The organism is Nocardia rosealba, assembly GCF_020216065.1.
Taxonomy (GTDB): domain Bacteria; phylum Actinomycetota; class Actinomycetes; order Mycobacteriales; family Mycobacteriaceae; genus Nocardia; species Nocardia rosealba.
This window is the reverse complement of record NZ_JAIWNA010000003.1, coordinates 161,242-176,497: the sequence shown is the minus strand read 5'-3', so window position 1 is coordinate 176,497 and position 15,256 is coordinate 161,242. Positions and strand designations below refer to the sequence as shown.

General features: G+C 68.1%; 16 protein-coding genes. 11 read left to right on the top strand and 5 right to left on the bottom strand.

Annotated elements, in window-relative coordinates:
- Positions 1 to 45: 45 nt before the first annotated feature.
- Positions 46 to 1,245: an MFS transporter gene (locus tag LDL21_RS14245; protein ID WP_225280458.1), complete on the bottom strand. Its 1,200-nt coding sequence runs from the start codon at positions 1,243 to 1,245 to the stop codon at positions 46 to 48.
- Positions 1,246 to 1,337: 92 nt separating this feature from the next.
- Between LDL21_RS14245 and LDL21_RS14240 the strand changes: the two genes are divergently transcribed.
- A complete protein-coding gene (locus LDL21_RS14240; RefSeq protein WP_067492681.1) occupies positions 1,338 to 1,670 on the top strand; it encodes an ArsR/SmtB family transcription factor in 333 nt (110 codons plus the stop codon).
- Positions 1,671 to 1,765: 95 nt separating this feature from the next.
- Here LDL21_RS14240 and LDL21_RS14235 read toward each other — a convergent pair whose 3' ends face one another.
- From LDL21_RS14235 to LDL21_RS14225, 3 genes are all read right to left on the bottom strand, one after another.
- Positions 1,766 to 3,271, bottom strand: coding sequence for a tetratricopeptide repeat protein (locus LDL21_RS14235; protein ID WP_225280457.1), 1,506 nt, complete (start codon positions 3,269 to 3,271; stop codon positions 1,766 to 1,768).
- 122 nt (positions 3,272 to 3,393) lie between these two features.
- Positions 3,394 to 4,665, bottom strand: coding sequence for a tetratricopeptide repeat protein (locus LDL21_RS14230; RefSeq protein WP_225280456.1), 1,272 nt, complete (start codon positions 4,663 to 4,665; stop codon positions 3,394 to 3,396).
- A gap of 136 nt (positions 4,666 to 4,801) precedes the next feature.
- A complete protein-coding gene (locus LDL21_RS14225; RefSeq protein ID WP_225280455.1) occupies positions 4,802 to 5,572 on the bottom strand; it encodes a response regulator in 771 nt (256 codons plus the stop codon).
- Between the two features lie 103 nt (positions 5,573 to 5,675).
- On the opposite strand from LDL21_RS14225, the gene LDL21_RS14220 reads away from it, so the two are divergent.
- The 4 genes from LDL21_RS14220 (at position 5,676) to LDL21_RS14205 (ending at position 9,175) form a co-directional block, all read left to right on the top strand.
- A complete protein-coding gene (locus tag LDL21_RS14220) occupies positions 5,676 to 6,584 on the top strand; it encodes an ATP-binding cassette domain-containing protein (protein ID WP_225280454.1) in 909 nt (302 codons plus the stop codon).
- Positions 6,581 to 7,387: a hypothetical protein gene (locus tag LDL21_RS14215; protein WP_225280453.1), complete on the top strand. Its 807-nt coding sequence runs from the start codon at positions 6,581 to 6,583 to the stop codon at positions 7,385 to 7,387. The genes LDL21_RS14220 and LDL21_RS14215 overlap by 4 nt, the downstream gene beginning before the upstream one ends.
- A 1-nt stretch (position 7,388) precedes the next feature.
- Positions 7,389 to 8,381: an LLM class F420-dependent oxidoreductase gene (locus LDL21_RS14210; protein WP_225280452.1), complete on the top strand. Its 993-nt coding sequence runs from the start codon at positions 7,389 to 7,391 to the stop codon at positions 8,379 to 8,381.
- Between the two features lie 170 nt (positions 8,382 to 8,551).
- Positions 8,552 to 9,175, top strand: coding sequence for a PadR family transcriptional regulator (locus LDL21_RS14205; RefSeq protein ID WP_225280451.1), 624 nt, complete (start codon positions 8,552 to 8,554; stop codon positions 9,173 to 9,175).
- Here the strand turns inward: LDL21_RS14205 and fabD are convergent.
- The gene (gene fabD / locus LDL21_RS14200) at positions 9,094 to 10,068 is read right to left on the bottom strand and encodes an ACP S-malonyltransferase (protein ID WP_225280450.1); all 975 of its coding nucleotides are present in this window, start codon (positions 10,066 to 10,068) and stop codon (positions 9,094 to 9,096) included. The two genes, LDL21_RS14205 and fabD, sit on opposite strands and share 82 nt — an antisense overlap.
- Positions 10,069 to 10,560: 492 nt before the next feature.
- Here fabD and LDL21_RS14195 point away from each other — a divergent pair, with 492 nt between their 5' ends.
- Genes LDL21_RS14195 through LDL21_RS14170 form a run of 6 tightly spaced genes read left to right on the top strand, consistent with a single transcriptional unit; the run spans position 10,561 to position 15,241 of the window.
- Entirely contained in the window at positions 10,561 to 11,355 is a 795-nt protein-coding gene (locus tag LDL21_RS14195; protein ID WP_225280449.1) for an SDR family NAD(P)-dependent oxidoreductase, read from the top strand.
- A 52-nt stretch (positions 11,356 to 11,407) separates the two neighbouring features.
- Entirely contained in the window at positions 11,408 to 11,806 is a 399-nt protein-coding gene (locus LDL21_RS14190; protein WP_157104761.1) for an acyl carrier protein, read from the top strand.
- A 3-nt stretch (positions 11,807 to 11,809) separates the two neighbouring features.
- Positions 11,810 to 12,256 (top strand): hotdog family protein, encoded by a 447-nt coding sequence (locus LDL21_RS14185; protein ID WP_225280448.1) that lies wholly within the window; start codon positions 11,810 to 11,812, stop codon positions 12,254 to 12,256.
- Positions 12,253 to 13,506 (top strand): beta-ketoacyl-[acyl-carrier-protein] synthase family protein, encoded by a 1,254-nt coding sequence (locus tag LDL21_RS14180; RefSeq protein WP_225280447.1) that lies wholly within the window; start codon positions 12,253 to 12,255, stop codon positions 13,504 to 13,506. The genes LDL21_RS14185 and LDL21_RS14180 overlap by 4 nt, the downstream gene beginning before the upstream one ends.
- Positions 13,503 to 13,976 carry a 3-hydroxyacyl-ACP dehydratase FabZ family protein gene (locus LDL21_RS14175; protein ID WP_225280446.1) on the top strand — a complete coding sequence of 158 codons (474 nt, stop codon included), beginning with the start codon at positions 13,503 to 13,505 and terminating at the stop codon, positions 13,974 to 13,976. The genes LDL21_RS14180 and LDL21_RS14175 overlap by 4 nt, the downstream gene beginning before the upstream one ends.
- Positions 13,973 to 15,241, top strand: a complete 1,269-nt coding sequence (locus LDL21_RS14170) for a beta-ketoacyl-[acyl-carrier-protein] synthase family protein (RefSeq protein ID WP_225280445.1) — start codon at positions 13,973 to 13,975, stop codon at positions 15,239 to 15,241. The genes LDL21_RS14175 and LDL21_RS14170 overlap by 4 nt, the downstream gene beginning before the upstream one ends.
- The last annotated feature ends 15 nt before the right edge of the window (positions 15,242 to 15,256 follow it).

Sequence of the window (15,256 nt, the reverse complement as noted above, 5' to 3'; positions counted from 1 at the left end):
CCCGACCCCGTCCGGCCGTTTCACCCGGCCGGACGGGGTTCGTCCTCAGCCTTTCGCTCGGCTGCCACGCAGCCCGAGCAGGGCGGCCAGCACACAGGCCACGGCGACGATCGCGATGAACCACGGGAATACCGTCGCGATTCCCCAGGTGGTCGCCGCCCAACCTGCCGCGAGCGTCGGCAAAGCCATTGCCGAATAGGCGAGCAGGTAATAGGCCGACATCGTTTCTCCGCGCCGATGCGGCGGCACTACTTCCGACAGATGACGCAGCGAACCACCGAAGCCGAGCCCAAACGTCGCGCCGAGCACGAGCCCCGCGATCAGCACGGCTGCCGGTTGTCTGGTGGCCAGCGCCGGAATCGTGGCCAGCAAGGCGGCGGCCATTCCGAGGTCACCGATGATCGCGGCCTTGCGCGCCGGAATGCGGGTGGCGAACAGTTGCGCGAGCGCGCCGGCCAGGGCGGTCGAGGCGACCACCGCCCCACCGAACACCAGGTTGTGCACGCCGGTTTTCGCGGCAGCCAGCGACGGATACAGCGACAGCAGCACACCGAGCACCGACCAGGCGGCCATGACCCCGATCGCGGAGAACCAGAAATCTGCCCTGATCTCTTGGGGCACAGCGGGTTTGGCGATCGTGATGCGACCCTTCACGCGCGCGACGTGCGGTTCGCGCAATGCGAGGATCCCGGCCGCGGCGGCCAGGCAGATCACCGCGATCACCACGTACGGCGTGCGCAGCGGCGACGGCGCGTACTGGGCGAGCACGGCGGTCCCGAGCACCGCGATCGCGATGCCCACATTGAACGCCACCCCGCTGAGCTGGCCGGACCGCGCGCCCCGTTCGGGTCGCAGATCCAGCAGCGCGGCGGCACCCGCCACCACGGTCGCCCCGACCGCCGCGCCGTGCAGGGCCCGCGCCAACAGCAGCATCGGTACCGAGTCGGCGAGCAGGAAGGCGATCAGCCCGAGGATCATGGTGGCGAACGCGCCGACGATCACCGGCTTGCGCCCGACCACATCGGACACGCGACCCGACACCAGCACCGCGCCGAGCGCGGCCACCGCGTACACGGCGAAGACCATCGTCGTGGTGAACGGCGACAGGTGCCATTCGGTTTCGTAGATTCCGTACAGCGGGGCGGGCGCCCCGGAGACACCGAGTGCCACGCCCGTGGCGGCGAGCACCAGCCCGTAGGCCCACCGTTGACCGGTTTCGGTCGGCACCATCGTTGTCGCTGCCATCGCAGCCCCCATCAGGTGAGTTTGATAACCATCGAACGACCCTGACCCTACGCCGGGTATGATGACTATCAAACCCGGGAGTGAGGTAGATCATGACGCAGGCTAAAGATCTCCCCGCGGCGCCCACCCTGCCCGTGGCGGAGCTGCCCGCCGTACTCGGCGCGCTGCACGATCCCGTGCGCCTGGAAATGGTGCGCCGCCTGAGCAACGCGGGCGGCCCGCTGCGCTGCTCGGCGCTCTACGACGCGATCAACAAGTCCACCGCGACCCACCACTTCAAGATCCTGCGCGAAGCGGGCCTCATCGAGCGCCTCACCCTCGACGGGCAGACCTATCAGCGCCTGCGCACGGAAGATGTCGAATCGGCGGTTCCTGGATTGCTCCCCGCGGTAGTCGCCGCCGCCAACAGCGCTGCCGACGACTGACGAGCAGCGGTCCTGCCCTGGTGCCTACGGTCACCGGGCGCCGGAGCCGACACCTGCTGCCGCGACCGCGCGGCCCTGCGGACCGATTGCCGCTGTCACCGGGTCGGGGTCACGGCCGGTACCCCCGTGACAGTCGGGGGTACGACGAGAGTCGGAACTCGCAGGGTCGGGATCGTCGGGAACTCGCGCGGTGAGATCGTCGGTGGTGCGGGCACATTCATGAACTCACGGCCGCGCATTTCCCCGTCGACGATCTCGCCGCCACCCCACCACACGGCCGCACCCGCGCCGGCCAGCAGGGCGCACACGATCGCCGCGATCACGGGCAGCCTGCGGTATCCCGCTCTATCGCGCCAGATTCCGATTCCGGCTTCCAGAACGAGGGTGAACAACACCGCACCGACCACGGCGAGGAACGCACCGAATACGGCGGGCTGGCGCGCGAATCCGCGTGTGAGACCGGCGAGGACGACCAGCGGCACCACGCAGATGCCGAGCACCATGATCTGCACGGCCGCGAAGTCGAAGCCGTCTTCGGGATCGGGGTCGTCGCGGCTCGGCCGCAACCACGCCGTGTACAGCAGCAGATGCGCGAGCGCGGCCCCGAGCGCACCGAGCACGAGCAGCCAGCTCCCGATCCGGATGAACGCCACGTACTCCGACCGCATCGCCACCGCGCCGAGTACGACACCGAACGCCGAACCGACCACTACGAGCAGTGCGAACACCACGCGCGGGCGCAATACGCGGGCCCGCAGATACCCGTCGGGCAGTTGTTTGCGCAGCTTGTGGAACACGCCGAACCAGGCGAGCGGAATCGCCGCCAGCAGCACCGGCGACACGATTCGGAGCAGCATCGTGGGCGCCCACATCGCCACGGCCGCATAGCAACCCGCGAAGAACCACACCCACGCGGCGAGCCGCATCAGCGATCGCCAGTGCACCTCGGCGAGCAGCCGTTTCGCCTTGCTGTCCGTCGGCGCCTGCGCGAGGACACCGCGCAGCGTCGCCACCGCCGACTGCCTGCCACCGTCGACGCCGCCGAACTCGAGCTGCGCCTGCATGCGGAGCAGGTCTGTGTGGGTCGGGTCGAGCAGGAGTCCCGCGCCGACATGGCGCCGGATCCCGTCGAAGTCGCCGAGGCGCTCGTAGATCTCGGCGGCGGAGCAGTGCACACCGGCCTCGTCGGGCGCGAGTTCGACGGCCTTGCCGACGAGCGCAACGGTCCGGTCGCTGTCGGCGCCCGGCGCGAAGGCGATCATCCACGCCGCCAGCAACAGCGACGCAGGTTCGTGGGGCAGCAACCGCAGGACCGTCTCGCTGTACTCGCGCGCCCGCCCCCACTCCCCCAGCATCGCCGCGCACATGGCGGCCAGCATCTGTGCTTCGGGCAGTTCCGGGTCGGCACCGATGGCGCGCCCCGCCCACCGCAACGCCTCTTGCGGATCGTCGAGCGCGAAGGCCGTGTTCCCCAGCGCGACAAGCAGTTCCGGGTCGTCCGGTGCCTGCGCCAGCACGGCCCCCAGAATTCCCCGAGCCTCCTCGGCCCGCCCGATCTCCAAAGCCACCCGCGCCCGCTCGAGCGCTGCCTGTACCGGCACGATTTCCCCTCCCCCTGGATTCCTCGGGCGCACACTACCGTTGCTACGGCAGTCAGGACGACCGGCCTGCCGCTGTTCGCGGCAGTCGAGATCGGGCCAGGGCGCCGAGCCCACCCGAGTGATCAGCGCTCAGGCGTCACGATCGGCACCTGGCCAACTGTAGGTAGCCGGAAGTAGGACGGCGCATACAGTGGCGGCCTCGGTATCGCGCGTGGGGTCGTGATCTGTGGTGGGGCGGGCGGGACGGTCGGTAGCCGGACGAGAGTCGGCGGTGCCACCGGAACCGTGCTCGGTGAAACCTGCGATGGCGCAGGGGTATTCACGACATCGCGGCTCCGCAACACGCCGACGTCGATTTCGCGACCACCCGAGAACAGCGCCGCCGTCGCCACGGCGGCCACCGATACCGAGACCAGCGCGAACTCCAGATCTTTTCGCAGGGTGGACCGGCGCAGCCGGAGCGCACGAATCCAGCCGATCAAGAGCGCACGAATCCATTCGATCAGGAACGTGAGCAAGACGATGCCGAGCACCGCCGACAAGGCCCCCGATACCGCGGGCTGAGGTGTCCAGCCACGCAGCGTGCCGCACACCCCGGTCCACGCACGGACGAGGACGACGATGAAGATCACGGTCAGCACCCACAGCAGCCACGGTCTACCCCAGATCCCCACCAGCGCAGCACATCCCGCGAAAACCCAGACCCATGCCGCCAAGCGCATCATGGCCCGCCAGCAGATCTCGGCGAGCATCAGCCGCGCCGAGGCATAGGCCGGTGTCTGTGCCAGCAGGCTCCGCAGCGTGGCAACGGCCGCCGTTCTGCTGCCGCTCAGGGTGAATTCCGATCGAGCTTGCAGGTAGAGCAGTTCCGGCTGTGTCGGGTCGATCTCGAGGCCCGCCGCGCGATGTCGTCGCGCCGCGTCGCGGTCGCGCAGGCGCGCGTAGATCACGGCAGCCGACCGATGCACCTCGACGTCCTCCGGCGACAGTGCGATGGCTTCCGACAGTGCCGCGCGCGCCCCGGCCTCGTCCCGGGGAGCCCCGAATGCACGCAACCAGGCGAGCAGCAGCCATGAGAACGCTTCGTCGGGAAAAAGCCGCACGACGATGTCGCCGTGCGCGAAGGCGGTGTCCCAGTCACCGCGTGCCGCCGACGCTTTGGCGATCATCTCGTGCGCGCCCGCCGATTCGGGATCGCCGACAGCCGCCTGCCTCGCGTAGTCGGGGGCCTTGTCGAATTCCAGGCTGTCGTAGGCGATTCCGGCCAACTCGACCAGCACGTCCGGGTCGTCGTGCGCCTGCGCCAGGGCAGTACCCAGCACCCGGCGCGCCTCCTCGACACGTCCGATCCGCCTGGCGGCACGCGCACGTTCGAGCGCCCCCTCCACCGTCACAACCATTCCCTCCCCGCCGACGTCGTACCGTTGACGATGCTGCGTACGGCGCCGGCGAACCATTCGGCGACCGGCGTCCACCGCGCATCACGCTACGGTGCGACTACGACAAGTTCGCTCCTGATCGCCGCCGGTGTTACAGCGGGCTCACCAGCCGAGTCTCGTAGGCGTAGATCGCCGCCTGGGTCCGGTCGCGCAATTGCAGTTTGTCCAGGATCCGGCCGACATGGGTTTTCACCGTCTGCTCGGAAATCACCATCTCCCCGGCGATCTCGGCATTCGACAACCCGCGCGCGATGAGTACCAGCACCTCGGTCTCCCGCACGGTGAGCCCCGCCGCCTTCTCCGCCGACCGCACCGACTGCCCCTGCCGGGCGAACTCGGACAGCAGGCGCCGGGTGACCGAAGGGGCGAGCAGCGCCTCACCGGTGGCGACCACGCGCACCGCCTCACCGAGCGAACGGGCCGAGGATTCCTTCAGCAGAAAGCCCGAGGCACCGGCACGCAACGCGGAATACACGTAGGCGTCGAGGTCGAAGGTGGTCAGCACGATCACCTTGGCCGGGCCGGCGGCGGTGATACGGCGGGTGGCCTCGATCCCGTCGCACACCGGCATCCGCACATCCATGAGCACAACATCGGGGGCCAGCCGCTCGGTCTCGCGCACCGCCTGCTCGCCGTCGGCCACCTGACCGACGACGTCGATGTCGGGCTGGGAGTCCAGCAGCACGCTCAAGCCCTCGCGCACCAGCTCCTGATCGTCGGCGATGAGCACCCGGATGTTCGCCGGTGCCCCACTTCGAGCTTGATACTGGTTGTCCGACAACGGAATTCGCCCCTCTGTGCGGACGGCGCGCGCTGCGCCGAACCGATCCGAACCACCCTGCGACATCAGCGTAATCGCCACCGCGCGAACGCACCGGGCGGGCCGCATCCCTCTCGAGGACTACCCGCGCAGTTGGCTCCCGGGATGGATGTGGCGAAAATGCCTGCTCAATACGCTCGAAAGCATGATCCAAGCACGTAACTTGACCAAGTTCTACGGCAGGACTCGCGCCATCGACAACCTGAGCTTCACCGTCGAACCAGGTCGGGTCACGGGGTTTCTCGGCCCCAACGGTTCGGGCAAGTCGACCGCGATGCGATGCATACTCGGACTGGACACCCCAACCTCCGGTACGGCGACGGTACTCGGCCAGGACTACCGCCACCTGCGATTCCCACTGCACACCGTCGGCGCCCTGCTCGATGCGAGCGATGTGCTCGGATCGCGCACCGCCGCCTATCATCTGGCCTTCCTCGCGGCGAGCAACGGCATCCCACGCACGCGGGTCGACGAGGTGCTCGAGCGGGTCGGGCTCGCCGACGTGGCCGGGATGCGGGTGAAAGGCTTCTCGCTCGGCATGCGCCAGCGCCTCGGCGTGGCCGCCGCCCTGCTCGGCGATCCCGCCGTGCTGATCCTCGACGAACCCGTCAACGGTTTGGACACCGAGGGCATCCGCTGGATCCGCCAGACCCTGCGGGCCATGGCCGACGAGGGCCGCACGGTGCTGCTGTCGAGCCACATGATGAGCGAGACCGAACTGGTCGCCGATCATCTGCTGGTGATCAGCCGGGGCAAGATCGTCGCTGACGAACCGACCGCCGACTTCGTCGCCAATGCCGAACCACGGGTGCGGGTGCGCGGGGACGAGCTGGCCCGGCTGGCCGCCGTGCTCGGCGACCGCATCGAGATCCGGGGCGACACCGGCACCGTGCGCGGGGTGACCGCACGCGAGATCTGGCGCCTCGCGGCCACCCACGACATCGTCCTCGACGAGCTGACGCCGGTCACCGCGACGGTCGAAGAGGTCTTCACCCGGCTGGTCTCCGGTCGGCACACCTTCCAGGACACCGAAACACTGCAGGAGTCGGCATGAGTACCACGATCGTGACCAGCACCACCGCCACCCCGAACCGCTCGGCGCCATCCCGGGAGGTGATGCGATACCAGGTGATCTCGGAGTTGATCAAGATCCGGTCGTCGCGGGCGCTGTTCCTGCTGCCCATCCTGGCGCTGCTGATCGGCCCGGTGTCGGCGGCACTGGTCGGCCTGTCCGACAGCCTCGAGACCACCGACACCGTGATCGGCGGCGCCTTCACCGCCATGACCCTGCCCATCGCGCTCATCGGCGCCTGGGGTGCACTGGTCACCTCCACCGAGTACACCTCGGGGACCATCCGCTCGGTCCTGGCGGCGACACCGCAACGCGATGTCGTGTTCGGAGCGAAGATGCTCACCGCCGCCGCGGTGAGCACGACCCTGGGCATCGCGGCCACCACGCTCACCTATCTGGTCGGCATCTTCGCCATCGACAGCTCGAAATACGCCGCGGGTGACGCGTTTCCGGGCTTGCTCGGCATCGTCTGCGTGTTCCCGGCGGTGGCCCTGTTCGGGGCGGCGCTCGGCATCCTGATGCGCAGCTCCGCCGGGGCGGTCGCCGCGGCGGCCGCGCACGTGGTGCTGCCCGAGGCGGCGTCGGCGACGGCGTTCGGCGAGCTGCACAAGCTGGCGACCCTGCAGGCACCCAGTGCCGTGGTCGGCAAGCTCTCCCAAAGTGCCGATGCCTCAGCCGAACTCATCGGCGCGCTCGGCGGCTGGCCCCGGCTGGCGATCGTGATAACCGTGACAATCGGGGTGTCGGCCCTCGCCCGCCGCGCCCTGCTCCGAAGGGATGTCTGACATGTCCGCACCCACCGGCCGGGGCATCGTCCGCCTCGGTTTCCAGATGCCCGACTTCAATTTCGGCGCACCGGTCGACGAGCTGTTCCCCGCCATCGTCGCGCAGGCGCAGGCGGCGGAGAAGGCCGGATTCGACACCCTGTTCCTGACCGACCACTTCTATCAGCGCTTCGGCCCGCCGAACGGCCCGACGCTCGAGGCCTACACCACGCTCGGCGCGATCGCCGCCGTCACCGAGACGATCCGGCTCTCCACCATGGTCACCGGCAACACCTACCGCAATCCGGCGCTGCTCGCCAAGATCGTCACCACGCTCGACGTGATCAGCCGGGGCCGGGCGATGCTCGGTATCGGCGCGGGCTGGTTCGAGCTCGAACACCTCGCCTACGGTTACGAATTCGGCACCTTCACCGACCGGTTCACCAAGCTGGACGAGGCACTGCGGATCATCGCACCGATGTTCCGCGGACAACGCCCGAGCTTCGAGGGCACCTGGTATCGCGTCGCGAACGTCATCAACGAACCACGCATGCGCGACGACGTGCCGATCATGCTCGGCGGTGCGGGCGAGAAGAAGACCTTCGCCCTGGCGGCACGGCACGCCGACCATCTCAGCATCGGCTGCGAGACCGACGAGCTGCCGCGCAAGATGGCCGCCCTCGACCAGCGCTGCGCGGAGGCCGGGCGCGACCGCTCGACGCTGGATGTCAGCTACCTCGCCTTCGTCGTGATGGACGAGAACGCCGACCGCGCCGAACAACTCATCGACGACATGTTCGCCGCGCGCGTGGGTGAACGGGCGAAGGTCGAGCGGGTGCGGGCTTCGATGGCGGGCAAGTTGTTCGTCGGAACGCCGAAGCAGGTCGCCGAACAGATCTCCGAACGCGTGCTGGTCCACGGCGTCGACGGCCTCATCATCAACATGGTTGCCAACGGCCACCATCCCGGTGTTCTCGAGATGGCAGGCGAGGCACTGAAACCGCTGGTCGCCTGAGCCTTCGTCCGCCGTGTGACGCTGTCGTCGCACGGCGGACGACTGCGGGCAGCCTTTGACAGCGCATAGTCCGAAACGTATAGTGCGGATCGCGATATCCGGCTCCAATAATGAAACATTCCTGTTTCTCACCCAGGATGTTGTCACCCGATACCAGAGGAGTGAGCTGCTTGGCCGACCGGAAGCTCAGCCCGACGTCCTATCTGGTCCTCAGCTTGGTCGCCCGCACCGGACCCTGCACTCCCTTCGACATCAAGAAGCAGGTCGATCGCTCGATCGGATTCTTCTGGTCGTTCCCCCATTCCCAGATCTACGCAGAACCGGAACGCCTCGTCGAAGAGGGGCTGCTGTCCGGCTATCAGGAGACCACCGGCCGCCGCCGCCGGATCTACTCCATCACCGACGCGGGCCGGGCCGAACTCGAGGACTGGCTCACCACCGGGCAGGACAGACGCACGCACGAACTGCGCGACAGCGGACTGCTCAAGCTGTACTTCGGCAGCCTCTCCTCCCCCGACGACGTGGTCGAGGTCGCCGCCGGGGAGAAGCAGGCGCATCAGAAACGGCTCGATCGCTATCTCGCCGCCCATGATTCGCTCTCCGGCGATCCGGCCAGCGATTCCCACGAGCTGCTCGTGCTCGAGTTCGGCATTCGCTACGAAGCGCTGTCGGTCGAGTTCTGGGGTGAGATCGAACAGCGCCGGGCAGCGGTTCAGCCCACCGCCTCCGCCGGGAACACCCCGCCCACTTCCTCGGCCACCGCGCGGATGCGCCGTCGGTCGCCCGCGGAATAGCTCGCCACCTCGGGGTACGCCCGTTTACACAACCCGGTGAGCACCCGACCAGGGCCCACTTCGACGAACGTCTCGACACCGAATTCCCGGACGGTGCACAGGCTCTGGCTCCAGCGCACCGATCCGGCGAGCTGCGCCCGTAGCCCCGCACGCGCCTGCTCCCCCGTACGCACCTGCGCTGCCGTGACATTCGCGACGAGCGGGATCACCGGGTCGGCGAAGCGGACCCCGGCGAGATCGGCCGCGAACTCCGCCTCGACCGGGGCCATCATCGAGCTGTGGAAGGGCGCGCCGACCGCGAGCCGCTTCACCTTGGCCCCCTCGACGCCGAGTCGAGTTGCCCTGGTGGTGAATTCGGTCACACCGGCCTCGCTACCCGACACCACGGTCTGGTCCTCGGCGTTGTAGTTCGCGACCTCGACGACCGCCCCGGTCTGCTCGCGCACCTCGGCACAGAGCCGCTCGACCGTGTCACTCGACAGCCCGAGAGCGGCGGCCATCGCACCGGGATTCGATTCGTTGACCCGCGCCATGAGTTCGCCGCGGCGCCGGACCAAGCGCAGCGCGTCGGTCCACTCGAGCACGCCCGCCGCGACCAGGGCGGTGTACTCGCCGAGGCTGTGGCCGGCGACGACCACGGGCGCGGGAACGAGTTCGGCCAGCACACGGTAGGCGGCCAGGCTGGCGACGAAGATCGCGGGCTGGGTGATGTCGGTGCGGGCGAGGCGGTCCTCCGGTCCGTGCCAGCACAGCTGGGACAGCTCGAAGCCCAGCACCTCGTCGGCGGCCCGGAACAGCGGCGCGACCAGGTCGGGGTAGGCCTGCGCCAGGTCGTGACCCATGCCGACACGTTGTGAGCCCTGGCCGGGAAACAGGAAAGCGGTGGATGTCATGCGATTCTCCCCCTGAATATAGAACGGGTATCAACCTGGACAGGCGTCAAAAACATCTGCAGGTACGGATACAGGAAATTCCGCTCGGACGACGAGCGTCGTCGCTCGATTCTGCTCGCAGGCGGACGGGAGTTCAAGACTTGCCTGTTTGGTATACCGCGAAGCATATCTCGGCCGAATCTCCGACCGGTCGGTTTTCGCCATCGACTCACGTCATGATGAATTCAGCGTTAACGCCGTATCTATTCCGTCTTTCCCGCGCGAAGATCAGCCTCTCGCAGCCCCCTGAAATTACTAGCTAGCGCACTGCAACAGCACGTGCTAAGAGCCCCTCCAGTCAGCAATAGCGAACAGCTATTATGGCGCAAATCACATCTATGCCGGTTGCACCTGGGGTTTAACTGCCGGATCATCGGTTTCGGAAAGTGTGGATGAGATCGTCCGAACCGGACCATCGCACACTTTTCATGCTGACCCCTGGGGAGGTACTTGATGTCAGCAATTCACACCGGCCGGGTCGCACTGGTGACCGGCGGATCAGGCGGAATAGGACGCGCGGTTTGCCGTCGTCTCGCCGCAGAAGGCGCCATTGTCGCCGTGAATTACCTTCGCGGAGAGCAGGCAGCCAAGGAAGTGGTCACCGAAATCGAGAACAACGGCGGAAAAGCCGTTGCCCTTCAGGGAGATATCTCCTCCTATAGTGCTGCCGAGTCGATTGTCGAGCAGGTTCTGGAATTCGCCGGAAAGCTCGACATCCTCGTCAACAATTCGGGTATCACGCGCAACGAATTGATCATGAAAATGTCGGAGAGCGATTGGCTCGAGGTCATGCGGGTCAACTTCGGCGGCGTGTTCAACGGCACGCGGGCAGCCTGTGGCGCGCTCGCCCAGAGCGACGGCGCGGCCATCGTCAACATCTCCTCGGTGATGGGCGAACGCGCCTGGTTCGGTGCCTCCAGTTACGCGGCGTCCAAGGCGGCGATCAACTCCTTCACCCGGGCATCGGCGCTCGAGTTCGCCCGCTTCGGCATCCGGGTGAACGCGGTGCTGCCCGGCTTCGTGGAGACCGAGATGATCGCCGACGTTCTCAGTGGTGACGGTGGCGACTCCGTCATCGGGCAGGTGCCCATTTCGGGTGCGACCACCGTCGACGAGGTGGCCGACCTGGTCTCCTACCTCGCCGCGCCCGGCAACCGGCATCTGTCCGGCGCGCTCGTCCCGGTCGACGGCATGGTCGCCGGGACGCTACTGACCGGCAAACCGCTCAAGAAGACCGCGCGGCGCTAGCCGGCACCCCGCTCCACTCCGATCCGACCACTTCCAGATGGAGGAAACCAGCATGTCCGAAATCAGCGTTATCGATACCGTCCGCGAAATCGTCGCCGAGGCAGTCGCTTTGGACATCGACGAGGTCGAAGCCGATGCCACCCTGTTCGGTGAGGTCGGCGCCGAGTCGATCGATCTGCTCGACATTCTTTTCCGAATCGAACGCCGCTTGGGCGTCAAGATCACGACCACCCAGCTGAGCGAGCGAATCCAGGGCGGCATCCCGGACGAGCAATTCGGCACCGACGACGGAATGGTCTCCGACCTCGGCCTCGAGCAGTTGCACAAGGTGATGCCCCAGATCGACCCGGCCGAACTCAGCGGCAAGCTCGGCGCCGAGGACGTGATGGGTCTGTTCACCGTGCGCAATCTCGCGGACATGGTGTCCAAACACACCGTCGCGGCGAGTTGACCCGTGCGGTTCCATCTCGTCGACCGCATCGACACCATCGATCCATGGGCGCGGGTCGAGGCGGTCAAGCGGACGAGTTCGAGTGAGAGTTACTGGTCTACAACGGCTTTCGGCTCGTCGATGCCGCTGTCGATTCAGCTGGAGGTACTCGCCCAGAGTCTGGCGTGGCTGATCTATCTCAGCACCGACCGGCGGCAGCGGGCGGTGCTGCTGTCGGTCGGCGCCATGACCACCCGGTCCGCCATCGTGCCCGGCGACGACGTCGTCGCCTCGGTCGAAATCCTGTCGAGGGGCGACACCATCGTGGCCGCAGGCCGGCTGCTGGTCGGCGAGAGCGTCGTCTTCGAGGTCGACGACCTCATGTGCGGCCTGGTCGACGCCGACATGCTCGAGGACGCGGCGTCGGTGCGGATGCGCGAAGAACTACTGCGAAGCGGGGCCCGATCATGAACAACGAGGTCGTCATCACCGGTATCGGGGCCGTCACCCCGGTGGGAAACACCGCACCGGACACGTGGTCGGCGCTGGCCGCCGGGCGCAGCGGGGTGGGCCGGATCGAGACGTTCGATCCGAGCACGTTCGAAGTCCAGATCGCCGGGATGGTGCGTGGATTCAGCCCCGCGCCCGAGCTCTTGACCACCCAGCGCTGGGACCTGCTCAGTCGATCCGGCGGTTTCGGCGTCGTCGCCGCGGCACAGGCGCTGGCCCAGGCGGGCAATATCGGCTCGCACGACGAGGCCGCCCGAGGCGTTTTCGTCGGCGGCCACGTCGGCAGGCCCGAGCCGCAGGAGTTCGCCGAGATCGGCCTCACCCGCCGCACCAGCGACGGCACGGTGATCCACCGCCGCGGTACCGACAGCACGTGGCGCTGCGATCAGGGTGTCGACCTGATGGCCATCGCCGAGGTGAGCCGGTGCCGTGGACCGATCAGCGGGATCAGCACCGCCTGCACGTCGGCGACCCATGCCGTCGGTGAGGCGATGCGCCGGATCCAGGCGGGCGAGATCACCATGGCCGTCGCCGGCGGCCAGGACTCGCTCACCACCTGGCTCGACGTCGCCGGATTCTCGCTGCTCGGCGCGCTCACCACCCGCTACAACGACAATCCGACCAAGGCCTCGAAACCGTTCGACGCCGAACGCGACGGTTTCGTGCTCGGCGAGGGGTCGGTGCTGCTCGTGCTGGAGGAGCGGCGCATCGCCGAGGCACGCGGTGCCCGGATTCTGGCGCGGCTCACCGGTTACGCCTCGACGATGAACGCGTACCGGATCACCGATTCCCCGCCCGACGGTGGCGGGTCGATCACCGCCATGGCCGATGCGCTGGCCGACGCGGGGGTGGCGGGCACCGAGGTCGATTGTGTCTACGCGCACGGGACGAGCACACCGGGCAACGACGTCTCCGAAACCGCCGCCATCAAGCAGGTTTTCGGTGCGCACGCCTACGAATTGCTCGTCACCTCGCCGAAGTCCATGACCGGGCACCTCACCGCCGGGGCGGGTGCGCTCAATGTGCTCGCGGCGCTCGGTGGGATCACCGAGGGGCTGGTCTCGCCGACCGTCAACTACACCCACCCCGACCCGAAGCTCGATCTGGACTATGTCCCGAACCAGGCCAGAAAGGCCGATGTCTCGGTGGCGCTGGTCAATTCGTTCGCCTTCGGCGGCACGAACGCCTCACTCGTGGTGCAGGCGCCATGAGTACTCCCGCGGTGACCGTGCCGAGCACGGATGTCGGCGCCGGGTCGCCGGTGCCGCCCGACGCCCTGGCCGTGGCCGGCGGCCTGCGCCTGGACCGCGTCGTCGAGTTGCGACCCGGTGCGGGGGCCAGTGCCCTCGCGAACGTGCCGAACACCCTGCCCGTGTTCGACACCCATTTCCAGCGGTTCCCGGTGCTGCCCGGTGTGCTCATGCTGCACGGCATGGCGAACCTGGCCGATCTGTTGCTCGCCCGGGACGGTGGCCGGTGGCGGCTCACCGGCGCGCGGCGGGTGCAGTTCCGCCACTATGTGCGCCCCGGCGACCAGTTACACGTGGCGGTCGACATCCGCGAACTCGACGACACGGTGGCGCGCCTCACCGGGCGCATCACCCGGGCCGGCGCGGTGGTCGTCCTCGCGCGCGAGCTCACCATGACCCGTGACGCGGGTCCAGAGAGGGAAGTCTCATGAATCGCGTTGTCATCAGCGGCATCGGTGTGGTGTCGCCCCTGGGTACCGGATTCACCCAGACCTGGAAGGAACTGGTGGCCGGGCGCAGCGCGGTGCGCCCGATCACCGCCTACGACCCCGCCTCGCTGCGCACCCGGTTCGGCGCCGAGATCACCGAGTTCGACGCGAAACCGTTTGTCCGCAACCGCAAGTCGCTGCGGCTGATGACGCGGGCCAACCAGCTGGCGCATGCCGCGGTCCGGCTGGCCACCGAGGAGGCGCGGATCGACCCGGCCACCTCGGGCAACGACTCGGTCGGTGTCTTCCTCGCCAGCGAGAACCAGATCTCCGACCCGCTGCACATCCTCGACGCGACGGTGCAGGCCTGCGGGCCCGACGGGCGGATCGACCCGGCCCGGCTGGGTCACGAGGCGGCGCGGATGTACCCGCTGTTCTTCGTGGAAGGACTCCCCTCGGCCGAATTGTTCTTCCTGTCCGAGGAATTCGGCTTCGCCGGACCGAGCGCTTTTCTCTCCGGTGCGGGTGATGCGGGCATCAGTGCGATCGGCAACGCCTACCGGGCCATCGCGCGCGGCGAGACGACGGTCGCGGTCGCGGGCGGTTTCGACGACGGCGTCTCCTGGTGGTGCATGTCCAAGCTCGACCGGCTCGACCTGCTCACCGACCGCAACGAGACGGGTGCGGTGCGCCCGTACGACCGCGACGCCACCGGCACCGTCCTCGGCGAAGGCGCGTGCATGCTCGTGCTGGAGGACTACGACACCGCCGTGGCCCGCGGGATCGAACCGTACGCGGAGATCGTCGGTTTCGGTGGTGGCTCGGATCCGGTGACACCCGGCGAGATCTGGGGCGACGGCACCGGTCTGCGTAATGCCCTGGCATCGGCGATGCGGGAGGCGGGTGTCGCGGGCACCGATATCGGCTACGTGGCCGCCGACGGCGCGGCGGTGATCCGGGCCGATCTCGCCGAGACACGGGCATTGCGGGCCGCGCTCGGCGTGGGCGCCGACACCGTCGCGGCGAGCAGCGTGCAGCCTGCTCTCGGCCAATTGCTCTCCGCCGCAGGCCCGTTGAATGTCGCGCTGGCGGCGATGGCACTGCGCGAGAACACCGTGGCGCCGACCTTGAATCTGTCCGCTGCGGCGCCGCAGTGCGACCTGGACTGGGTGCCCGCTGTGGCACGCGAACTGCGCGCGGACTACAGCCTCGCACTGGGCCGGGGACTGTCGGGCCAGGCCGCCGCACTGGCGCTGCGGCGCCTGTAGAGCCCGCTGGAACCA